Origin of the sequence: Paraburkholderia sp. USG1, from assembly GCF_031570135.1 — a bacterium.
Classification (GTDB): domain Bacteria; phylum Pseudomonadota; class Gammaproteobacteria; order Burkholderiales; family Burkholderiaceae; genus Paraburkholderia; species Paraburkholderia dioscoreae.
The window spans coordinates 69,359-90,170 of the sequence record NZ_JAMWXW010000018.1; the positions used below are offsets into that span (position 1 = coordinate 69,359).

General features: G+C 63.6%; 18 protein-coding genes and 1 tRNA gene. 9 read left to right on the forward strand and 10 right to left on the reverse strand.

Annotated elements, in window-relative coordinates; genetic code table 11:
* Window positions 1–199: 199 nt before the first annotated feature.
* From NE850_RS23315 to gloB, 3 genes are all read right to left on the reverse strand, one after another.
* On the reverse strand, window positions 200–1,441 hold the full coding sequence (locus NE850_RS23315; RefSeq protein ID WP_007181012.1) for a nitrate/nitrite transporter: 1,242 nt from the start codon (window positions 1,439–1,441) through the stop codon (window positions 200–202).
* A gap of 210 nt (window positions 1,442–1,651) precedes the next feature.
* Window positions 1,652–3,346, reverse strand: coding sequence for a transglycosylase SLT domain-containing protein (locus NE850_RS23320; protein ID WP_007181011.1), 1,695 nt, complete (start codon window positions 3,344–3,346; stop codon window positions 1,652–1,654).
* 156 nt (window positions 3,347–3,502) lie between these two features.
* The gene (gloB, locus tag NE850_RS23325; RefSeq protein WP_007181010.1) at window positions 3,503–4,294 is read right to left on the reverse strand and encodes a hydroxyacylglutathione hydrolase; all 792 of its coding nucleotides are present in this window, start codon (window positions 4,292–4,294) and stop codon (window positions 3,503–3,505) included.
* Between the two features lie 19 nt (window positions 4,295–4,313).
* Here gloB and NE850_RS23330 point away from each other — a divergent pair, with 19 nt between their 5' ends.
* The 5 genes from NE850_RS23330 to NE850_RS23350 all read left to right on the forward strand — a co-directional run bounded on the left by NE850_RS23330 (window position 4,314) and on the right by NE850_RS23350 (window position 9,019).
* Window positions 4,314–5,180, forward strand: coding sequence for a class I SAM-dependent methyltransferase (locus NE850_RS23330; protein WP_007181009.1), 867 nt, complete (start codon window positions 4,314–4,316; stop codon window positions 5,178–5,180).
* The gene (rnhA, locus tag NE850_RS23335) at window positions 5,177–5,623 is read left to right on the forward strand and encodes a ribonuclease HI (RefSeq protein WP_007181008.1); all 447 of its coding nucleotides are present in this window, start codon (window positions 5,177–5,179) and stop codon (window positions 5,621–5,623) included. The genes NE850_RS23330 and rnhA overlap by 4 nt, the downstream gene beginning before the upstream one ends.
* Window positions 5,624–5,700: 77 nt before the next feature.
* On the forward strand, window positions 5,701–6,435 hold the full coding sequence (gene dnaQ / locus NE850_RS23340) for a DNA polymerase III subunit epsilon (RefSeq protein ID WP_007181007.1): 735 nt from the start codon (window positions 5,701–5,703) through the stop codon (window positions 6,433–6,435).
* A 48-nt stretch (window positions 6,436–6,483) separates the two neighbouring features.
* Window positions 6,484–6,558 (forward strand) — tRNA-Val (locus NE850_RS23345).
* 583 nt (window positions 6,559–7,141) lie between these two features.
* On the forward strand, window positions 7,142–9,019 hold the full coding sequence (locus NE850_RS23350) for an ABC transporter ATP-binding protein (RefSeq protein ID WP_165186721.1): 1,878 nt from the start codon (window positions 7,142–7,144) through the stop codon (window positions 9,017–9,019).
* Window positions 9,020–9,161: 142 nt separating this feature from the next.
* Here the strand turns inward: NE850_RS23350 and NE850_RS23355 are convergent, their stop codons facing one another.
* The 3 genes from NE850_RS23355 to NE850_RS23365 all read right to left on the reverse strand — a co-directional run bounded on the left by NE850_RS23355 (window position 9,162) and on the right by NE850_RS23365 (window position 11,954).
* The gene (locus NE850_RS23355; RefSeq protein ID WP_007181004.1) at window positions 9,162–9,626 is read right to left on the reverse strand and encodes a DUF2214 family protein; all 465 of its coding nucleotides are present in this window, start codon (window positions 9,624–9,626) and stop codon (window positions 9,162–9,164) included.
* Between the two features lie 151 nt (window positions 9,627–9,777).
* Window positions 9,778–10,632: a hypothetical protein gene (locus tag NE850_RS23360; protein WP_007181003.1), complete on the reverse strand. Its 855-nt coding sequence runs from the start codon at window positions 10,630–10,632 to the stop codon at window positions 9,778–9,780.
* A gap of 257 nt (window positions 10,633–10,889) precedes the next feature.
* Entirely contained in the window at window positions 10,890–11,954 is a 1,065-nt protein-coding gene (locus NE850_RS23365; protein WP_007181002.1) for a glycosyltransferase family 4 protein, read from the reverse strand.
* Window positions 11,955–12,610: 656 nt separating this feature from the next.
* On the opposite strand from NE850_RS23365, the gene NE850_RS23370 reads away from it, so the two are divergent.
* Complete coding sequence (locus NE850_RS23370; protein WP_007181001.1) at window positions 12,611–14,482, forward strand: ABC transporter ATP-binding protein; 1,872 nt, start codon at window positions 12,611–12,613, stop codon at window positions 14,480–14,482.
* A gap of 104 nt (window positions 14,483–14,586) precedes the next feature.
* On the opposite strand, the gene otsA is transcribed toward NE850_RS23370, so the two are convergent.
* The gene (gene otsA, locus NE850_RS23375; RefSeq protein ID WP_007181000.1) at window positions 14,587–16,047 is read right to left on the reverse strand and encodes an alpha,alpha-trehalose-phosphate synthase (UDP-forming); all 1,461 of its coding nucleotides are present in this window, start codon (window positions 16,045–16,047) and stop codon (window positions 14,587–14,589) included.
* A 55-nt stretch (window positions 16,048–16,102) separates the two neighbouring features.
* Complete coding sequence (gene otsB / locus NE850_RS23380; RefSeq protein ID WP_035518528.1) at window positions 16,103–16,852, reverse strand: trehalose-phosphatase; 750 nt, start codon at window positions 16,850–16,852, stop codon at window positions 16,103–16,105.
* Between the two features lie 473 nt (window positions 16,853–17,325).
* Here otsB and NE850_RS23385 point away from each other — a divergent pair, with 473 nt between their 5' ends.
* The 3 genes from NE850_RS23385 to NE850_RS23395 are packed head-to-tail and all read left to right on the forward strand — an operon-like array spanning window position 17,326 to window position 19,269.
* The gene (locus tag NE850_RS23385; protein WP_035517963.1) at window positions 17,326–17,895 is read left to right on the forward strand and encodes an SCO family protein; all 570 of its coding nucleotides are present in this window, start codon (window positions 17,326–17,328) and stop codon (window positions 17,893–17,895) included.
* Between the two features lie 18 nt (window positions 17,896–17,913).
* A complete protein-coding gene (locus tag NE850_RS23390; protein ID WP_310699455.1) occupies window positions 17,914–18,375 on the forward strand; it encodes a copper chaperone PCu(A)C in 462 nt (153 codons plus the stop codon).
* Between the two features lie 9 nt (window positions 18,376–18,384).
* Window positions 18,385–19,269 carry a cytochrome c oxidase assembly protein gene (locus tag NE850_RS23395; RefSeq protein ID WP_007180996.1) on the forward strand — a complete coding sequence of 295 codons (885 nt, stop codon included), beginning with the start codon at window positions 18,385–18,387 and terminating at the stop codon, window positions 19,267–19,269.
* 77 nt (window positions 19,270–19,346) lie between these two features.
* On the opposite strand, the gene NE850_RS23400 is transcribed toward NE850_RS23395, so the two are convergent.
* Window positions 19,347–19,847, reverse strand: a complete 501-nt coding sequence (locus NE850_RS23400; protein ID WP_007180995.1) for a GNAT family N-acetyltransferase — start codon at window positions 19,845–19,847, stop codon at window positions 19,347–19,349.
* Between the two features lie 96 nt (window positions 19,848–19,943).
* Window positions 19,944–20,702: a TraB/GumN family protein gene (locus tag NE850_RS23405; protein ID WP_007180994.1), complete on the reverse strand. Its 759-nt coding sequence runs from the start codon at window positions 20,700–20,702 to the stop codon at window positions 19,944–19,946.
* Between the last annotated feature and the right edge of the window lie 110 nt (window positions 20,703–20,812).

Below are 20,812 nucleotides of genomic sequence, written 5' to 3' on the forward strand. Positions count from 1 at the left end.
GAAGGCCTCTCTCAACGTCGCTCAAAGCGCTGCTGGGGGCTGGCGCAGACGGCGCTGGACGTGATGCACACGGCCCCGAATCGGGATAGCGCACCGGGTAGCGACGACTGCCGGGATAGCGCTGGCGCGGGGTGCTCACGGTCTGAGAATCGGCGCGCGAGGCGGCATCAGGACGGGCGCGCGACAGACTCGCCCGAACTCAAGCGCCCTGTTCCGCGTGAACTTCGGCCGGGCGAACCAGCTCGCGGCCAGGCAAAACGTACCAGATCGCGCTCAACACCTGCAGCACGACCAGAATGCCCCAGGCGCTCAGATGCGCGGCCGCCGGATAATGGCCACCGCTCGCGGGCCAATGCGAGAGCACGGCACCGACGCCGATCTGGAAGCCGAAAATCAGCAGGAAGATCAGCAACGTCAGCGTGGTATTCACCCGCCCGATCATTTGCGCCGGGAAGTGCCGGGCCATCACCGCGTAGCTGAGAATGCCGGTGCCGCCGAAGATCCCGTACGCCGCCCACAGGAGAGCTGCGGGCAGCGGCGCCTTGAACATGATCAGCAACTGCGTCAGAACGAACAGCGCCATGCCGACGCCGCAAAACGCATAGAGCGAGATGCCGCGCCGCTCGAGACTGCGCGCCGCCGCGCCGAAGCCCACGCAACCGGCCATCATCGCGAAGCCGAGAACCGAGACGAGCGCCGCGGCTTCGCGCGGCTCGAAACCCTGCACGTCACGCAGCCACGCGCCGACCCAGAGCGACTGCATGGCATAGAACACGCCTTGCGTGACGACTGAGAACGACGCGATCTTCCAGAACGCCGCGCTGCGCAAGATATGCAGCGTGCCTTTGAACTGCGCGCCGAGACCGGCCTGGTGACGCGTTTCCTTCGTGTCCGGCGCGAGCGTCCATTGCGCCAGCGCGACCAGCACGGTCAGCAAGCCCAGCCCGACGCAGACGGTCCGCCAGCTCGCGAACGTCAACACCCACGTCAGCGGCGAGCCGACCATCACGCCGCCGAAGCCGCCGATCGCCATCACCAGTCCGTTCATCAGCGGCAGGCGCGCCGGCGCGAAGTGCTGGGCCAATGCCTTGAACGCGGCGCCAAGACAGACAGAGACGCCGATGCCGATCAGCAGGCGCCCCACCATCATCATGCCGACGCCTTGCGCGGCGCCGAACACCCAGATGCCGAGCGCGGCAAACAGCAGCGTGGCAGCCGTGACCCGCCGCGTGCCGAAGTGATCGAGCAGCACACCGGCCGGAATCTGTGCACCCGCGAAGCCGAGAAAGTAGAGACTGGTGAGCAGCCCCAGATCCGCAGCCGAGAGGCCCAGATCATGGGTAATGAATGGCGCGAAGCCGAGGTTGACGCCGCGGAACACGTAGGAAACAAAATAACCGGCAGAGAACAGCAGGAAGACACGCAACTGGGTCGACGACATGAGCTTTTGAATTAGGCGGCTAGCCGAATCGGTTTGACCAAAGCACGAAAGATAAAGGAAAAGCGCCGGCTTTACCTGAAATGCTCTGCACAATGAAAAACGCCGTCACCACGGGTGACGGCGTCGGAAAAAACACGGTACGTGATCGGAGCGCGATTCATGCGCCGCCCCACAACGCATGTGGCCACTACCGTGTGAGCCGCTGTTGGTCTACTTACCCTTCTTTGCGTTGGCCGCAGTCTTCGGGCGGTTCTCTACCGCAGCCTTCGGCGCCTTGCTGGACGTGGAAGCCGATACCTTGGTCACTTTGCCCTTGCTGGCGCTCGACGCTGTCGGCTTGCTGAGTTTGCCTACCGGCTCGGAGACCTTCACCACGGCTGACCGGCCACGACCCTTTCGTTTATCGTAGCGCGAATCGCTTCTCGTGTCCGCGATGCGGGTGCCGATCTTCTCCACACCGCCGCCCTGCACGTCCGTCGCGATGCGCTCAGGACCAGGCTCGCTCGGCATGGCCTTGCCGACCGGCACGTGCAGCACGATCACCTGGCCGCGCGAAACGCTGTCCCGATGGGTGCGGTTCCATGCCTTCAACTGACCGATCGACACGCCGTAACGCACGGCAATGGCGGCCAGAGTCTGATTGCGGCGCACGCGAATCAGCATCTTGCGGGTATCGGGAACGTCGGGCTCCATCGCCAGCACGGCGCTTTCAGCCACGTCGGCGCTGATGTCTTCGTCGTCGTCCGAACCGCGCGGCACCACGATCGTGGAGCCGGGTTTCAAACGCATGCCGACCGGAATCTTGTTCACTTCCATCAGCGTGTCGGCGTCGACCCCGATCTTCTGCGCGATCGCCGCCGGCGCTGCGCGCTCGGTGACCGTGTACGTGGTCCACGACGACAGCGAGCCGGAGTACGTCTTCAGATTGCGCTCGAACGCGCTGGCGTTGTCGAACGGCAGCAGGATCTGCGGCTGCGTGGCGCCGAGAATGACCGGCTTTCTGAACGACGGGTTCAGCGAGCGGAACTCGTCGGTGGAGAGATTCGCGAGCTTGGCCGCCATGTCCACGTCGATATCGTGCGAGGTGGTCACCGTCACGAAATACGGGTGGTTCGGAATGGACGGCAGCGCGAGCCCGTACATTTGCGGGTTCATCACGATGTTCTTCACCGCCTGCAGCTTGGGCACGTAGTTGCGTGTCTCGTTCGGCATGCGCAGGCTCAGGTAGTCGGTGGGCAGGCCCGCCGCCTCGTTGCGTGCAATCGCGCGCTGCACGTTACCCTCGCCCCAGTTGTACGCCGCGAGTGCCAGCTGCCAGTCGCCGAACATGTCATGCAGACGCGACAGATAGTCGAGCGCGGCGCTGGTCGACGCCAGCACGTCGCGGCGCTCGTCCTGCCACATGTTCTGCTTGAGATTGTAGGTACGGCCCGTGCCCGGCATGAACTGCCACATGCCGGCCGCCTTCGCTACCGACAAAGCCTGCGGGCTGTACGCCGATTCGATGAACGGCAGCAAGGCTAGCTCGGTCGGCATATGGCGCGCCTCGAGCTCTTCGACGATGTGGTACAGATACTTCTGCGAGCGCTCGGTCATGCGCTGCACGTAATCGGGACGCTGCGCATACCAGTTGACCTGCATGTCGACGAGGTCGGTTTGCAGATCCGGCATCTGAAAACCACGGCGAATACGGCCCCAAAGATCGGCGTCGGCGCTCGTCAACTGCGAGACGGAGCCCTGGTCGACGTTGATCGTCTCTTTGGCGGTGGCGCTCTTGCGAAGGGCGTCAGCTACGGCTTGCTGACTGGCGGGGTTGGTTGCGGTGGAAAGGCTGCTCGTCGTTGGTCCCTGACTCGCGCAGGCGGCGAGCGTCAGGACCAGCAACGCACTGAAGATAAATCGCATGAACGTCTCGGCTTCCACAAGGGCTGGAATTTGCAGCCGATAGTACGAAACGGCAACGTTTACGTCAATCGGAAAATTACGAAAAAATCAAGTAAATCTTGGGCTTGGCGAATTTTCCCGATTCTTCGCGTGAGGAATACCCTGATCTGGACCGGGTCAACGGAAGCGGTTTTTCCATTCGCGCATCAACGTAAAGGCCGTCAATCGATCGGGCACTTTTTCGTGCAGTTGCTCCTGCAGAGTTGCCTGCACCGCCGGATTGCCGGCGCGCAAAAACGGATTCACCGCGCGTTCGTGGGCGATCGTGGTGGGCAGCGTCGGCACCCCGCGCGCGCGCAATTCGCCAGCTTTATCCCGCCAGGCTTGCAGTTCGGCGTTGGCCGGCTCGCAGGCGAGCGCGAAGCGGATATTCGAAAGCGTGTACTCGTGCGCGCAATGAACCTCGGTCGCGCCGGGCAGCGCGGCGAGCGCGTCCAGCGAGGCGAGCATCTGCTTCGGCGTGCCTTCGAACAGCCGGCCGCAACCGCAGGCGAACAGCGTGTCGCCGCAAAACACGTGCGGCGTGCCGCGCGGGTCGGCCGCCTGGAAATACGCAATGTGGCCGCTCGTGTGGCCGGGCACGTCGAGCACGCTCAATTCGAGCGCGGGGGCCACGATCGACACGTGATCGCCATTTTTCAGACGGTGCGTGAGATGCTCGATCGCCTCGCCAGCGGGGCCGTAGACGGGCACGGCCTGGCCATTCAGCAGATCGGCCACCCCGCCGACGTGGTCTTGATGATGGTGCGTGAGTAAAATAGCGCTCAGCCGCCAACCCCGTTTCGCCAGATAAGCTTGCACGGGGGCGGCCTCACCCGGATCGACGACAACTGCAGAGTGTCCGTCGGAAACGACCCAGATGTAATTGTCATCAAACGCCGGGACCGGTACGTACTCGAGCGCATTCATAGGCGACGTATTCTCTGATATGACTGATCGAGCGATTATAGACTGGCCTGCCTGGACCGATTCGCCGCCTGGCCGCTACGTGCTCGAGTGGGAACAGACCCAGCTCGACCGCGTGGTGTCGGACGTGTTCGGTTACCATGCGCTGCAACTCGGCCTGCCGCAGCTCGACGCCTTGCGTGAAAACCGCATGCCGTGCCGCGGGCTCGTGCTCGACGCCGCGAGCGGTGCGAGCGCGCCTTACGCATTTCCGCGCGGCGCGGGGCACGCCGGCGGCAATGGCGCCCGCAACGGTTCGAACAACGGCGCAGCACAAGGCGGGCTTGCCGGCCTGCCCGCGCCGGCCGGGCGCAGTGCCGTGTGGTGCGACCTGCTGGACTTGCCGTTCGAAGCACAAAGCGTCGATCTGATCGTGATGCCGCATACGCTGGAGTTCACGAGCGATCCTCACCGTCTTCTGCGTGAAGCCGAGCGCGTGCTGATGCCCGAAGGCCAGTTGATCATTCTCGGCTTCAACTCGCTGTCGCTTTGGGGCGCGCGGCAGTCGGTCGGCAAGATGACCGGCCGGCCGTTCGTGCCGGCGGCGGTCGACCTGATCGCCTTCACGCGCCTGAAAGACTGGATCAAACTGTTGGGCTTCGACCTTGAACGCGGGCGCTTCGGCTGCTATCGTCCGCCGCTCGGCAGCGAACAATGGCTGTCGCGCTACGGTTTCATGGAAGCCGCCGGCGACCGCTGGTGGCCGATTTTCGGCGCCACCTACATGATCAAGGCGATCAAGCGCGTGCGCGGCATGCGCCTCGTCGGCCCGCTGAAAGTGAAGAAACCCGTCCTCGCCGCGGGCCTCGCGCCCGCCGCCACACCGAATACACGCAACCACACTCAATGACTTCCGATCTCATCGATATTTATACCGACGGCGCCTGCAAGGGCAACCCGGGCCCCGGCGGCTGGGGCGCGTTGCTGCGCTTCGGCGACCAGGAAAAAGAACTGTTCGGCGGCGAAGCCAATACCACCAACAACCGCATGGAATTGATGGGCGTGATCGCCGCGCTCGAAGCATTGAAGCGGCCCTGCAAGGCGGTCGTGCACACCGACTCGCAATACGTGCAGAAAGGCATCAGCGAGTGGATCCACGGCTGGAAAAAGAAAGGCTGGATCACCGCCGCGAAGCAGCCGGTGAAGAACGCCGATTTATGGAAGCGGCTCGATGCGCTCGTCGCGCAACACGAGATCGAATGGCGCTGGGTGCGCGGGCACAATGGGCACCCGGAAAATGAGCGCGCCGATCAACTGGCCAATCGCGGCGTCGCGTCGCTGGCGCAGCTCTGACTCCCGCTGCGACGCCGCACCGTCTCGCTGCGCGCGCCATTTTTTTGCTACAAATTTCTGAGGCAGGCTAATCCGACATGCGTCAACTCATCCTCGATACCGAAACCACCGGCCTGAATGCCCGCACCGGCGACCGGATCCTCGAACTCGGCTGTGTCGAACTGGTAAACCGCCGGCTCACCGGCAACAACCTGCACTTCTACATCAACCCGGAACGCGACAGCGATCCGGGCGCACTGGCCGTACACGGCCTGACCACTGAATTCCTGAGCGACAAGCCGAAGTTCGGCGAGATCGCCGATCAGTTCCGCGATTTCATTCAGGGCGCGGACCTGATCATTCACAACGCACCGTTCGATATCGGCTTTCTGGACGTCGAATTCGCGTTGCTAGGCTTGCCGCCGGTGAGCACTTACTGCGGCGAAATCATCGATACGCTGGCGCGTGCCAAGCAAATGTTCCCCGGCAAGCGCAATTCACTCGACGCGCTGTGCGATCGTTTCGGTATCAGCAACGCGCACCGCACGCTGCACGGCGCGCTGCTCGACTCGGAACTGCTCGCCGAAGTCTATCTGGCAATGACGCGCGGCCAGGAAAGCCTCGTCATCGACATGCTCGGCGAATCGCACGCCGGCGGCGATGCGCGCGCACCGCGTGTCGCGATCGATTCGCTGGATCTGGTCGTAATCGCCGCCAGCGACGACGAATTTGCCGCGCACCAAGCCGTGCTCGACGGTCTCGACAAAGCGATCAAGGGCACGAGCGTGTGGCGCCTCGAACCGGCACCGGCCGCGGATGAGCAGACCGCTTAAAAAGTGCTGGACGAGCATAAAAATCCCTGACATAATTCGGCTCTCTTCGGGTGGTTAGCTCAGCGGTAGAGCACTGCCTTCACACGGCAGGGGTCACTGGTTCGATCCCAGTACTACCCACCAGAATTTTGGTGTGTCGATCACCGAAGACAAAAGGGCTTACGCAGAAATGCGTAAGCCCTTTTTCATTTGCTGTTGTGACCTGTTGCGTGACCTGTTACCGCGCGCCGAAAACCGTACGGAATGCCAGGTAGATTGCGGTTATCCGCCGCGGAGCGCCCAAGTGCTCGCTTCGTTCCAGATGATTCGCGCCGAACAGTTCGATGCATCGTCATGCGCGCAGGCGTCGGGCTTTGTCGTCAACACCGAATCTCCGTACGTTTGCGGGCACCAAATACTGCTGATATAGTTGCTGCTCGGGCATTCGCCCCGTCCTTTTTCTTCACCTCATTCGACCATAGGGAGGCGTCACATGTTTGCAATGCGTATCGCCGCCCCTGGCATGGTCTCGCGAGCGTTGTCGCGACCTTAAGCTGTTCAGGTCGCCCATTCGCTGCTCACGCGGTTCCGCCTGAAAAGGCGCTCCGCGCAATTCCCAGACAGTCCGCAGTTCTATCGCCAATGCATTTCGGCGCGTTCTGACTGTCTCGTCCTTTCGCTTCTGACTGGAACCTCGGTGCGCTCCTGCGCCACCGGGTCGTGGCAAATGACCAGAAAAAAACTCGACTTTCGCGGACAGGCCTTCAAGGACGTCCTCGGCTTTACCTTCCATCACTGGGCGCAGCAGCCCTGGCGCATCGTCGTCATCACGGCGCTGGTGCTGCTCTCCGCATTGGCCGACGTGCTCACGCCAATGTTCGCGGGACACCTTGTCGACGCCATCGCGTCCGGCGCGGCCAGCAACGCCATTGCCTGGCGCGCGGCGGTGACGGCTTTCTGCGTGCTGGGCGCGCTCGGGCTCGGCGCCACGCTGCTGCGGCAAGGCGTGTACTTCAACATCATCCGGCTCACGCTCAAGATGATGAGCGAAATCGCCGCGAATGCGTTTCATCGCGTCCAGCGTTTTTCGACCGACTGGCACGCCAACAGCTTCGCCGGCTCCACGGTGCGCAAGATCACGCGCGGCATGTGGGCGCTCGACCTGCTCAACGACACGCTGCTGATCGCGCTGTTCCCGTCGCTTGTCATGCTGGTCGGCGCCACGGTCCTGCTCGGCTGGCGCTGGCCGATGATGGGCGCGGTCGTCGGCATCGGCTCATTGCTCTATATCGCGGTAACGGTGGCGATGTCGCTCGGTTTCGTCGCGCCGGCCGCGCGGCTCGCGAATGCGTGGGACACGCGCATGGGCGGCGCGCTCGCCGACGCGGTCAGTTGCAACGGCGTGGTCAAGGCGTTCGGCGCGGAAGATCGCGAAGAAGCGCTGCTGGCGCGCGTGATCGGCAAGTGGGGGCACCGCACGCGCCGCACGTGGATGCGCGGCACGATCAACGGCGGCGTCCAGGGCGGCATGCTGGTAGCGATCCAGGCCGCGATTCTCGGCGCGGCGCTGCTGTTGTGGGCGCGCGGCGAGGCGAGCGTCGGCGACATCACGTTCGCGCTGACCATGTTCTTCATGCTGCAAGGCTATCTGCGCGACGTGGGCATGCATATCCGCAACCTGCAACGCTCGGTCAACGACATGGAGGAACTCGTGTCGCTGGAAAGCCAGCCGCTCGGCATCGAGGACCAACCCAGCGCGGGCCCGATCGCGATCGGCAAAGGCGAGATCCGCTTCGAGCACGTCACCTTCCATTACGGGGCGAATGGCCAGCCGCTCTACGACAACTTCTCCGTGCGCATTGCGCCGGGCGAGCGCGTCGGACTGGTCGGGCATTCGGGTTCCGGGAAGACCACGTTCATCAAGCTGATCCAGCGGCTCTATGACATTTCGGAAGGCCGGATCACGATCGACGGTCAGGACATCGCCAAGGTGCGGCAGGCGTCGTTGCGCAGCCAGATCGCGATCGTTCAGCAGGAGCCGGTGCTGTTTCACCGCTCGCTCGCCGAAAACATCGCGTATGCGCGGCCCGGCGCGAGCCGCGCCGAGATCGAGCGCGCCGCGAAGCTTGCGAGCGCGCACGATTTCATCGCGGCGCTGCCCAATGGCTACGACACGCTGGTCGGTGAACGCGGCGTCAAGCTGTCGGGCGGCGAACGTCAGCGCGTCGCCATCGCGCGGGCATTTCTCGCCGACGCGCCAATCCTGATTCTGGACGAAGCGACGTCGAGTCTCGACAGCGAAAGCGAAGTGCTGATCCAGCAGGCCATGGAACGGCTGATGATGGGCCGCACCACGCTGGTGGTCGCGCACCGTCTTTCCACCGTGCGTGCACTGGACCGGTTACTGGTGCTGGATAAAGGCAAGGTGATCGAGGAAGGCAGCCATGAGGCGTTGATCAGACTCGAGAACGGCCTCTACCGGCGATTGTTCGAGCGTCAGGCACTGGAGCTGATCAAGGGGCTGGGCGAGCCGGAACTTGCAAATCAGACCGCACGGCTGAGCGCGAACCGTACGGATGATTCCAGCTTGCTGGTCGGGAAGTAAATGACGCCGGGTGTGCGGGACGTCGGATGGAAACCGCCGGTATGCGCCGGCGGTTTCTGGCGGCGTCCCGTCACAAACTTTTCAAGCCGTCGATAAAAGGAACGGACGCGCCGCGCCGTCCAAACGCTCACGGACTCCCCCGCTACACCACACCCGCAGGCAGTCCGACTCCGCGTGCCATCCCGGTGGCGGCAAACACTATCAGGACCATCAATATCGTCTGGATCACGCTGAAGCGCGCATAGGAACGCGCCTTGTGCAGATCGGGCGCGGCGCCTTTCCTGATCGCGGCCCGCCAGCGCATCAACGCGAGCATCGACGGAACCTCGAGGATGATAATGACCACCAGCAGCGTCATCTTGAGATGAAACAACGGCTCGTGAAGGTAGTAGTCGGCGCCCTTTTCGAAGCCGCCGAAAGCGCGCATCAGCCCGGTGACGATCAGCACCAGCGCCGAGATGCCCCACCCCGTATCCGCGCGGAAAACGGATCGCAGCGCGGCGGGCACAGTGGCGCGGCGTAGTGCCCACGTGCGCCGCAGAATCGACGCGAGCGCGAAGCCATAGGCAAGCAGATGGATGGCGGCAAGCAACCAGCGAACCAGCATGGCGACTCCTGCAAAGGACGCAATACGATCGTTGTAGGTCTCACTCGCCCGCGCTGAAGCAACGGGCGCCATGACTTCATTATCGACTACCGTTCAATTTACAACGCCTGCTTCGGCCACGGGGTGTGGCCAACTGCACAAACCGGCAGATTCAGACCTGCTGCAACGACGTGTCAAGCGCGCGGGCGGCGACCCGATCGCCTTCGGTCGTCAGCGCCGTGCGGAATACGGTTTGCCGGTTGTGACCCGCCGCGGCCGGCGAATCCCACAGCAACTCGATTTTCGGACGGCGGCCGAAGGCGCCGCGCGCCAGCGAAGGCGCGGCTGCCGTCCCTACCGACGCGCCGGGGCCACCCGCCTCGCCCACGGCACCGAACGCCACTGCCGGCGTGGGTGTCGGCGTCGGGCGCGCGCCTTGAGCTACGGCCCAGCGCACGGACAATTCGCGCGCGTCGTACTGCCCCACTTTGCGGCGCTCCGCCCACACGATCACCGTTCGCGTGACCGGATCGAGCGAGACCGCATAGCGGCCGATCGCAAAGCGGCGTGCGGCGATATTGGTCCGCCACAGCGCGCGCGGCCGGCAGATCCACAATACAGCCGCATACAGCGCCGGCGCAACCAGCAGCCAGCCATTGGAAGCCGCCACCGCATTGGCGGCGCGGCGCCAGCCGGCGCTCGCCGTGAACGCGCCGACCGACCACACCGCAAACAGGAAGCCGAGGAAAGCGAACAGACGCAATGCTTGCCGCAGCCATTGCGGCAGCGGATGAAACGGACGCTCGGCCACGGCACGCGCGCCCGGCAGGAAAATCAGAAGGAACAGAAAGACGAGGTTGATGCACGCCCACGGCGAAGACACCATAGCCAGCAGCGATGCGCCCGCATCCATCTGCGCCATCGAAAATAGCCAGCGAGCGAGGAGCACGAGACCGATGGCGCGCAACGCGAAAATCGTTCCGGCGCCGGGCGCCGCGTTCGCACGCGTCTCTTTCGTTCTCGCCAAGGCATCCTCCTGTCGTCGGCGGCGCCGCAGCCAAATTTGCGGCACGGCCATTATAGGGATATTACGGAGAGGGACTCATTCTTACCGGTCGAAACTCAGCAGTTTCGTCCGTTCATTGGGGAAAACGCAGCGCGCTTGCAACAACGCCCCGTGGGCGGATAGCACACGGGGCGTTGCTGTGGTGGCTGGCGGAACGCCGCGAAGCGCTCCTTGAACCGGATTCGACTCTTTATCTGTAGCGCATTGGCCTGCGTTGATCAGCCTGCGTTGACTTCGCGCAGCACCGTGCGATGCTTCTGACGCAGCAGTTCTTCATACGTGGCGACGTAGTTCCGCGCCATGACCTTCGACGAGAAGCGCGACTCGAACGCCTTGCGCACGTTGGCGCGCGGCAGCGTGTGCAAACGCTTCAATGCGGCGACCGCGCTGATTTCGTCTTCGACGACAAAGCCCGACACGCCGTTTTCGATCACTTCCGGCACTGAACCGCGGTTGAACGCGATCACGGGCGTACCGCACGCCATCGCTTCGATCATCACCAGACCGAAGGGCTCCGGCCAGTCGATCGGGAACACCAGTGCATGCGCGTTGCCGAGGAACTCACGCTTTTCGGCTTCGCCGATTTCGCCGATGTACTCGACGTGCGGGAGCGCCATCAACGGCTTGATCACTTCTTCGTAATAGGCGCGGTCGGCCTTGTCGATCTTGGCGGCGACCTTGAGCTTCATGCCTGCCTGGCCGGCGATGCGGATCGCGCGGTCGAGACCCTTCTCCGGCGAGACGCGGCCGAGGAAAGCGAGGTAGCCCGGCTCGACGTCCTTGATCGGCGTGAGCACGTTTTCCGGCAGGCCGTGATAGACGGTTTGCAGCCAGTTCGCCTGTTGCAGCGGAATGCGCTGGTTGTCCGAAATCGACACCACCGGCACGTCGCTGAACGTATTGAAAATCGGCTGCAGTTCTGGCAGGTCGAGACGGCCGTGCAGCGTGGTGAGGAACGGCACAGGCTGGCGGGCGAACAGCGAGAACGGGTAGTAGTCGATATGGAAATGCAGCACGTCGAATTCGTCAGCGCGGCGGCGCACTTCTTCGAGCAGCAGCATGTGCGGCGCCATCACGTCGCGGATGGTCGGGTCGAGGCGCAGCGCCTGCGGCCAGAAAGCTTCGAGTTTTGCCGAGGTTTGCGAATCGCCGCTCGCAAAGAGCGTGACGTCGTGGCCCTGCTCGACCAGAGCTTCGGTCAGATAGGACACCACACGTTCCGTACCGCCATACAGCTTGGGAGGAACCGCCTCGTGCAACGGAGCGATTTGAGCGATTCGCATAATGAAGAACTCCTCGTAAAAAATCAGGCAAAGGTACTGCGTTTGGTAAAAGCGACTCGCTTGCTCGCCAGGGCAGTCTGGCCGGACTTGCCGGCGCGGGTCTGATTCTTTCGAGAAATCCTGCGATGGATCGCTTGGGTCGTGAGCCCAGACCGGCGGTCACCGTCTGCGCATGTGCCGGTAAACGCACACATGACACCTACGTTGACAAACTGTCAGAAATTTCGGTGGGCCTACAGAGCATGCATTATCGGTGCCGGGATTCTCGCTGCACCACAACATTTCAAAGTCTTTACGTTGTTACAAAGGCGAAACACTTTGCAAACCCTTGTTTTCTAAGACAGTTCTACAGTGGCAACTGGCCTGCGGCCCGCAACCGCCAACATGGCGCCGTAAGCGCCCGCGTCAACTTTGCCGGCAAGCGTTGAAGAAATGCCGCATCGCAGTTGAATGCAATTTGTAATTATATCCTGAAATGGTTGCGCGACCTGCGTCAACCTGACCCGCTGGCGGCCCGGGCAACAGCAGGTCGCGGACATCTATCGCGAAATCAGTCGCGCCAAGGCCCGGATACACAGGGCGCAATCGCTTTTGCATGTTTACAATGCGAAGCATCGGCTTCGCGGCGAACCTTTTTCACGTGGCCCGCGCTTTGCATGCACAACCCCAAACACATCGACCTTCACGATCAATTGGAACATTTAACCGTCGCCCAGCGTAATGCCCAGGACGCAAAGCTCGCGAGCTATGCGCACCGGCCGCTCGCGTTTCTTTTCCGCTTTATCCGCCGCCATCCGCTCGCGCACGCGATCGTCCTGTGCAGCGTATTCGCGGCCGTGGGCTGTGCGCTCGCTTCTCAATATGCGATCAAGCATCTGATCGACGTGCTCGGCGAAGGCCGGCATCATCCCGGTCCGCTGTGGGGCGCGTTCGCCATCCTCGTCGCCCTGATCGCCGCCGACAACCTGCTGTGGCGTGTCGGCGGCTGGGTGGCCGCGCATACGTTCGTGGCCGTGACCGGCGACCTGCGGCGCGACCTGTTCCAGTATTTGAGCGGACATTCGCCGACCTATTACTCCGAGAAGCAGCCTGGCATGCTCGCGAGCCGGATCACGGCCACCTCGAACGCGGTCTACACGGCGGAGAACACCACCGCCTGGAACGTGCTGCCGCCGTGCATCGCGGTGCTCGGCGCGATCGTCATGATCATTGCGGTGAATCCGCTGATGGCCGGCGGCCTGATGCTGTGCTCGGCGATTCTGTCGGTCGTGCTGTACAAGCTGGCCGGCCGCGGCTCGGCGCGTCATCACCATTTCGCCACCCGGGCCGCTTCCGTGGACGGCGAGCTGGTCGACGTGATCAGCAACATGGGCCTCGTGCGCGCGTTCGGCATGACGTTTCGCGAGCAGCAGCGGTTCGGCGCCACGGTCAAGGCCGAGATGGACGCGCGCCAGCAAAGCCTGCTGTATCTGGAAAAGCTGCGCCTGCTGCATGCCGTGATCACCGCGCTGCTGTCGGCGGGCTTGCTGGGCTGGGCGCTGTGGCTGTGGGATCAGGGCAAGGCGACCTCGGGCGACATCGTGCTCGTCAGCTCGCTCGGCTTCACGATCCTGCACGGCACGCGCGATCTGGCCGTGGCGCTCGTCGACGTCACGCAGCACGTGGCGCGGCTCGCGGAAGCCGTGCGTACGCTGCTCGAGCCGCACGGCATGCCGGACCGCGACGATGCGACCGAACTCGTGCCGCAGGGCGGCCGCATCGATTTCGAAAGCGTGACGTTCGCCTATCCGCGCCGCCGCCCGATTCTCGATCATTTCGACCTGCATATCGAACCGGGCCAGCGGGTCGGCCTGATCGGCAAGTCGGGCGCGGGCAAATCCACGGTGCTCGCCCTGCTGCAGCGTTTCTACGAGACGCAGGGCGGCGCGATCAGGATCGACGGCCAGGACATCGGCAGGGTCACGCAGGACAGCCTGCGCCACGCGATCGCCGTGGTGCCGCAGGACATCTCGCTGTTCCATCGCACGGTGTACGAGAACATCGCCTATGGGCGCCCGGAGGCGACCCGCGAAGAGGTGCTCGCAGCCGCACGCGAGGCGCGTTGCGCGGATTTCATCGAGGCCATGCCGGAAGGCTACGACACGATCGTCGGCGATCGCGGCGTGAAGCTGTCCGGCGGACAACGTCAGCGGATCGCAATTGCCCGCGCCATCCTGAAGAACGCGCCGATCCTGCTGCTCGACGAAGCGACCTCGGCACTCGACAGCGCGTCGGAAGAAGCCATTCAGAAGGCGCTCGACCGGCTGATGGTCGGCCGCACGGTGGTCGCGATTGCGCACCGTCTGTCGACGCTGAACAACTTCGACCGGATCATCGTGATGAGCGCCGGCAAGGTGATCGATGACGGCAGCCCGGAAGAGCTGCGCCAGCGCCCGGGCCTGTACCGCGATCTGCTCTCCAAGCAGTATGGCAAGGGCACGACGCTGCATATCGGCGGCAAGAAGGTCGACGAACAGCACGTGGTCTGAGCCCGCGCGGGAGGCAGCGAGCCGCTTCTCGACACCAAAGGAAAAGCCGCTTCGAAAGCGGCTTTTCTGTTTTTTACACGTCATGCCCGTCGGCCGGTATGGACCTACCCGGCCTGCGTTTCGCGCGCCGCCTTTTTCCCCGACACTGCGCGCGCCTTCCCATTTCGGGTGCTCTTTGCACCAGCGACGCCCTGCAGATCGCGCATGAAGTTATCGCGCCACACCGACACATTGTTCTCGCGCAACTGCACCATCATGTCGCGATGACGCGCCTGACGCTCCGCGAGCGGCATGTCGAGCGCCCTCGCGAGCGCCTCGGCCATGCCGTCGATGTCGACCGGATTGACGATCAGCGCGCCGTCCAGTTCCTGCGCGGCGCCGGCAAAACGTGACAGCACGAGCACGCCGGGGTTCTCCGGGTCTTGCGCCGATACGTACTCCTTGGCGACGAGGTTCATGCCGTCACGCAACGGCGTGACATAGCCGACATGCGCGGTGCGGAACAGCGCGGCCAGCACCGAGCGCTCGTATTGCTTGTGGATGTAGAGAATCGGTGTCCAGTCCAGTTCGGCGAAGCGCCCGTTGATGCGCCCCGACTCCCCTTCGAGCTGCAAGCGGATGTCCTGGTAGGCGTGCATGTCGGCGCGCGTCGGCGGCGCGATCTGCAGGAACGACACCTTGTTGCGTTGCGCGGTGGAATGTTCGAGCAGACGCTCGAAGGCGCGAAAACGTTCGACCAGTCCCTTCGAATAATCGAGCCGGTCCACGCTCATGATCAGCTTGCGCGAGTGCAGCGTCGCCTTCATCGTGCGCACCGGTTTGCCGCGCTCGCCCGCTTTTGCGAGTTCGGCGATCTCGTCCGGATAGACGCCGATCGGATAAGCCGCCGCGCGCAGCGTGCGGCCAAACGCGTGGATCGTCAGCGGACCGCTTGCCGATGCGTCGACCGTGCCGTTCGCCTCATTGACGATGTAGTCGCAGAACGCGCGCAAATCCGGCGCCGTCTGGAAACCGAGCAGATCGAACGAACACAGCGCTTCGACGAGTTCGCGATGCGGCGGCACCGCCAGCAGCACCTGCGAAGCCGGAAACGGAATGTGCAGGAAAAAGCCGATGCGATTTTTCACGCCCGCCGCGCGCAGCGCCTGCGCAAACGGAATCAGGTGATAGTCGTGGACCCAGATCACGTCGTCTTCGCGCAGCAACGGCACGAGTTGTTGCGCGAGCCAGCCATTGACGCGCCAGTAGCCCTCGAAGTCGTGCCGGTCGTATTGCAGCAGGTCGGCGCGATAGTGGAACGCGGGCCACAGCGTCGCGTTCGAGAAGCCACGGTAGTACTGATCGTAATCGCGGCGCATCAGCGCGATCGTCGCAAAGGTCACCGGGCCGCGCTCTTCGACCTTGATCTGCGGCTGGCCCGAACTGAGCACGTCGCCGCTCCAGCCGAACCACATGCCGCCGGTTTCCTTCAGCGCGTCGTACACGCCGACCGCCAGACCACCCGCTGCCGGGCCGCCCTCCGAGATCGGCGCAACCCGATTCGATACGATGATCAGTCGGCCCATGAAGCGCGATTCCCGAGGCAGTAGGTTGTTTGCTTTGAGCGATGCGGCATGGCCATCATGCCGTGCGCGCGGCCGCGACGATCGATGCCAGCCAGTCGAGCAGCGCCGGAACCGAGTCGATGCGCGTTCGCGCCATCGTCTCGCCCGGGCCGACCTTGATCGACAGCCCGCCGCGTTCGTTGACGACCGCGAAGCCTTTCTCGTCGGTCAGATCGTCGCCGGCAAAGATCGGCTGGCGGCCGACGAAAGGCGGCTCGTCGAGAAAGGCGCGCAGCGCGCGGCCCTTGTCGACATCTTTCGGTTTGATTTCGTAGACCATCTTGCCCGGCTGCAGCACGTACGAGCCGGCGTAATCGGCGACCAGCCGGCCGGTCGCCTCGCGCGCCACCGGCTCGCGGTCCGGCGCATTCCGGTAGTGCAGCGCCACGGCCGCGCCCTTGATCTCGAGCAGCATGCCTGGGTTTTCGTTGACTACCTGCGCAAGCACCTGCTCCATGCGCAGGAGCCGCTCGTCATGAAAGCCAATGCGTTGCGTGTCGCCGTTCGCGTCGCGCCGCTCGGCGCCGTGCAGACCGGCAATCGGCAAATCGGGCATGCCCAGAAAACCGTCGATGCTGTCGATACCCCGGCCCGACACAACCGCGACCGCACCGTTCGTCAGGTTGCGCAACTCGTTCAGCAAGTCGATTACGCGAGGTTGCACCAGCACGCCGTCCGGCGTGGAAGCGAGTTCGACGAGCGTGCCGTCGAAATCGAAGAAAAATGCCGTCTCGCCTGGAGACAGAACAGCCGGGAGTGCTTGCATCAGTTGATTATGCCTTTCAGCCTCTTGCGGCCGGAAAAGTGTGCGCATCTTACCGCGCATCCATCAATTTTTCGAGAAAGTAAGGCTGGACACAAGCCCAGCCGGGCGCCACCCGGGAGCACCGCCGGCGATTGCGTTCAAAAAGACAACAATCCGGCTTCATGCAGCTTTCAGCCGCCTGCGTCAAATTGCCCCGCAAAACGCGCGCCCGTGGGCGCTGCGCGACGTCGTGAGCGATTTTGCGCTACAGTCGCAGCCACGCAGATCATTGCTGTTACGACCATATTTGCACACTATGACGGCCCGCGCGTTACGCGCAAATCGAGCCGCGCCACTCACGGTCCCACGGGCGCCGCAATTCAATCGAGTAACTGAACCCTGCTTTGTTCCCGATCTTCTCATCCAGGTATTCGCCAACGCACCTCGCATCCTCACGCGGGCCGTGGTCCGCGCGCCTGTTTGCATTGACGGTCATGCTGGGCGCGCTCGCGGCGCTTGCCGGCTGCACGCATCGCCAGGAAACGTGGCAGTTGACCAATGTGACCGGCCACCTGCCGGATCTCGATTTCACGCTGACCGGCGACGACGGCCGCGCCGTCAACGCCGATTCGTTCAAGGGCCGCACGTCACTCGTCTATTTCGGCTACACGCATTGCCCGGATGTCTGTCCTGAAACGATGGGCCGGTTGATGCAGGTGCTCGGCAAGCTCGGCCCCGACGCGCAGAAGGTGCGCATCCTGTTCATCACTGTCGATCCCGCGCGCGACACGGCGCAAGCGTTGCATGACTACGTCGGCGCCTTCGACCCGCAACACGCAGAAGGGCTGACCGGTACCGACTGGCAGATCGAGTCGCTCGCCAAGCGCTACCGCGTCGCCTATCAGATGGAAAAACACGACCCCCACGGCAACTACGAGGTCACCCATAGTTCCGCCGTCTACGTGTTCGACAGCCAGGGCCGCGCGCGCCTGCTGGCCACCGACCACGACACGCCCGATGCGATCGCAGAAGACCTGCGCCGTATCATTGAAGACCGTTCCTGACCTTTCCCGAGTTCATTCATGTCGATCAAGATCAAAACGTTCGCTGCATTGAGTTGTGCCCTCGCCCTCTCGTTCGGTGTCGCATCGACCGTGCAAGCCGCGGGCGCCAACGCGGTCAGCGCAAAGGACGCGTGGGTGCGCTGGCTGCCCAACAACCTGCCCGCCGCCGGCTATGTGACGCTGGTCAACGCGAGCAACAAACCGGTCGACCTCGTCGACATCTCCAGCAACGACTATGGCGACGCGATGCTGCATCAGACCGTGTCGAACGGTTCGTCGCAGAAAATGGTGATGGTCGACAAGCTGACGGTGCCGGCGCACGGCCAGGTCGCCATCGCGCCCGGCGGCTACCACGTGATGCTCGAAGATGCGAAGCACAAGATCGCGCCGGGCGACACCGTGCATCTCACGCTCAAGTTCTCCGACGGCGAAACGCTCGATACGCCGTTCGCCGTCAAGTCGCCGGCGCAGACGAAGTAACCTGCCGCGATGAACCTGCTCTACTGGCTCGACCCCTGGGAGTTTTCGCCGACCGTCGTGATCGCCTTGCTGGTGCCGGCGATCCTCTTCGTGCGCGGTGCGCGCAAGGCGAAGGTATCGCTCGCGCGGCGTCTCTCTTTCTGGTTCGGGCTGGTGGCGTTGTATGTCGCGCTGCATACGCGTCTCGACTATTTCTTCGAGCATGAGTTTTTCATGCATCGCGCGCAGCACCTGGTGCTGCATCACCTCGGGCCGTTCTTTATCGCGCTGTCGTATCCGGGCGCCGCGTTGCGCGCGGGTATTCCGTTCAGTTGGCGGCAACGCTTCGTGCGGCCCGCACTCGAGACGCCGGTCGTGCGCAAGCTGCTCGACGTGGTGATGCATCCGGTGGTCGCGGTGACGTTGTTCGTCGGGCTGATCTACTTCTGGTTGATGTCGCCCATTCATTTCGTCGCGATGCTCGACTGGCGGCTGTATCGCGTGATGAACTGGAGCATGGTGATCGATGGCCTGCTGTTCTGGTGGCTCGTGCTCGATCCGCGTCCCGCGCCGCCGGCGCGTCTGTCGCCGGGCAAGCGCGTGCTGGTGGTGATCGCCGCGATTCCGCCGCAGATCATTCTCGGCGCCTTCATTTTCTTCACGCCGCACGAGTTGTATCCGATCTACTCGATCTGCGGCCGCGCATTTACGTGGTTGAGCCCGATGCGCGATCAGCAGATCGGCGGACTGTTGCTGTGGATTCCGGGTTCGATGATGAGCGTGATCGGCGCGCTATTGGCCTTGCGCCACTGGATGCGGCTGTCGGCACGCGGCCGCCTGCGCGGGGAACGGCACGCGAAAGCGGCACACGCAATCGCGAGCACCGCTTCGGCGCCTGCCGGCAATCACGGCTGATATCCCGTGGTTCGCAACGATCGACGATTGCGGCAAGCCCGGCGCGCCCGCGCCGAGGCCGGCGTTGTTTCGCCGCTTCAGGCCGAATGCATCCAGATGTGCGGGATGCCGTCTTCTTCATGGACTTCCGACACCGGCGCAAAGCCGAACGCACCGTAAAAGCCTTGCAGATGGGCCTGCGCATGCAAACGGATCGGCGTGCCAGGCCATTGCGCGCGAATGTGCGTAAGCGAGCGTTCGAGCATCGCATTGCCCAGACCGATGCCGCGGAACTCCGCGGTCGTAAGCACCCGGCCGATGCGAATGTCCGTGTCGTCCGCATCGGGCAGCAGCACGCGCAGATAACCCGCGAGCGGCGGCTGTTTTTCACCGGAATCGTGACCATAGGCCAGCAGATGCCACGCGCCCGTATCGAGCCCGTCGATATCGCCATACACACAGTTCTGCTCGACGACGAACACCGCGCTGCGCGCGCCCAGCATCGTATAGACCTCGAGGCTCGTGAGGTCGTCGAAGGATTTCCAGCGCCAATCGAGTTGTGCCAGCCGCGTGGCGGCGCTTTGCTGCGGTTCGGTCATGACAACGTTCTATAGAAAGGAGCGCACCGCACACACAGCGGTAATGCGAGATTATGCCGCACACGACCCGTTTCGGGCCGCGCGGCGACGCGCATGCTATGGGTTGACAAAGACCGGCTCGACGGGCCGCGCGAGACATTCGATCAGGTTGCCGGGCCCGCACAAATGCAGCGCGCCGACGACCACCAACGTGCGCTCCGGCCGTGTGAGCCACTCGGTCAGGCGCGCAGCCCATGCGCGGTTGCGCGCGTCGAGAATCGCGTGCCGGATGCCCGGCAGATTGAACATCGGCGACTCGACGGCAATGCGGTGCACGGCGGGCAGATCGCCTTCCAGCCAGGCCGCATGCATGCGCTCGAGCGTGCGCTGCGGTTCGTCGAGATCGGCCATCAGCAGGCCGAGTGCCGCGCCGAGCGCTTCGAGCGGGATCGAATCGAGCGCCACCGCCACCTCCTGTGCGGTCTCGAGATACCGATACGGTTTGGCCTGCGCAATCGCCGAGCGCAACATGCGCGGCTCGACACCTTCGACGACCTGCTGGAACAGCGTCGGCGCGACGATCAGCGCGGCCCACGGACGCAAATCGACAAGCGGTGCCAGCGGTCCATCAACAGGCCACGCGGCTTGAAGCTGCTGCCATGCGTCGGCGGATAGCAGCGCCTGCAACCGGGCGGCGCCGTCTTGCCCGGCGGCCTTCAGCAACGGGAGGATCGTCGGCGGATCGGACTCGAAGACCAGCGCTTCGGCCCAGTCATACGCTTCAGCGATCCACGGCGGCGTTCTGCGGTTCGTCGCGGGAAAGAGATGCATCGAGCCGAGCAGGCGAACTTGAGTGCCGGTGAGTTGTAGGTACATGCAACCTCGGAGTGGACAGACAGTGACGCAGAAAAGCAGGCGCGCTGCTCAATCGAACAACTGCGGTGTCGCGCGTGACGTGCGCGAGGCCACCATAGTCCCACCCGAGG

Bases quoted from the DNA above. Each gene is read 5' to 3' on its own strand.
- NE850_RS23355 (WP_007181004.1), bottom strand. From the start codon at position 9,626: ATGCTGGTTCGCTGGTTGCTTGCCGCCATCCATCTGCTTGCCTATGGC.
- gloB (WP_007181010.1), bottom strand. From the start codon at position 4,294: ATGAATGCGCTCGAGTACGTACCGGTCCCGGCGTTTGATGACAATTAC.
- NE850_RS23315 (WP_007181012.1), bottom strand. From the start codon at position 1,441: ATGTCGTCGACCCAGTTGCGTGTCTTCCTGCTGTTCTCTGCCGGTTAT.
- otsB (WP_035518528.1), bottom strand. From the start codon at position 16,852: ATGCAAGCACTCCCGGCTGTTCTGTCTCCAGGCGAGACGGCATTTTTC.
- NE850_RS23320 (WP_007181011.1), bottom strand. From the start codon at position 3,346: ATGCGATTTATCTTCAGTGCGTTGCTGGTCCTGACGCTCGCCGCCTGC.
- NE850_RS23365 (WP_007181002.1), bottom strand. From the start codon at position 11,954: ATGCGAATCGCTCAAATCGCTCCGTTGCACGAGGCGGTTCCTCCCAAG.
- NE850_RS23350 (WP_165186721.1), top strand. From the start codon at position 7,142: ATGACCAGAAAAAAACTCGACTTTCGCGGACAGGCCTTCAAGGACGTC.
- NE850_RS23395 (WP_007180996.1), top strand. From the start codon at position 18,385: ATGAACCTGCTCTACTGGCTCGACCCCTGGGAGTTTTCGCCGACCGTC.
- NE850_RS23330 (WP_007181009.1), top strand. From the start codon at position 4,314: ATGACTGATCGAGCGATTATAGACTGGCCTGCCTGGACCGATTCGCCG.
- otsA (WP_007181000.1), bottom strand. From the start codon at position 16,047: ATGGGCCGACTGATCATCGTATCGAATCGGGTTGCGCCGATCTCGGAG.
- NE850_RS23385 (WP_035517963.1), top strand. From the start codon at position 17,326: ATGCTGGGCGCGCTCGCGGCGCTTGCCGGCTGCACGCATCGCCAGGAA.
- NE850_RS23370 (WP_007181001.1), top strand. From the start codon at position 12,611: ATGCACAACCCCAAACACATCGACCTTCACGATCAATTGGAACATTTA.
- NE850_RS23400 (WP_007180995.1), bottom strand. From the start codon at position 19,847: ATGACCGAACCGCAGCAAAGCGCCGCCACGCGGCTGGCACAACTCGAT.
- NE850_RS23405 (WP_007180994.1), bottom strand. From the start codon at position 20,702: ATGTACCTACAACTCACCGGCACTCAAGTTCGCCTGCTCGGCTCGATG.
- dnaQ (WP_007181007.1), top strand. From the start codon at position 5,701: ATGCGTCAACTCATCCTCGATACCGAAACCACCGGCCTGAATGCCCGC.
- rnhA (WP_007181008.1), top strand. From the start codon at position 5,177: ATGACTTCCGATCTCATCGATATTTATACCGACGGCGCCTGCAAGGGC.
- NE850_RS23390 (WP_310699455.1), top strand. From the start codon at position 17,914: ATGTCGATCAAGATCAAAACGTTCGCTGCATTGAGTTGTGCCCTCGCC.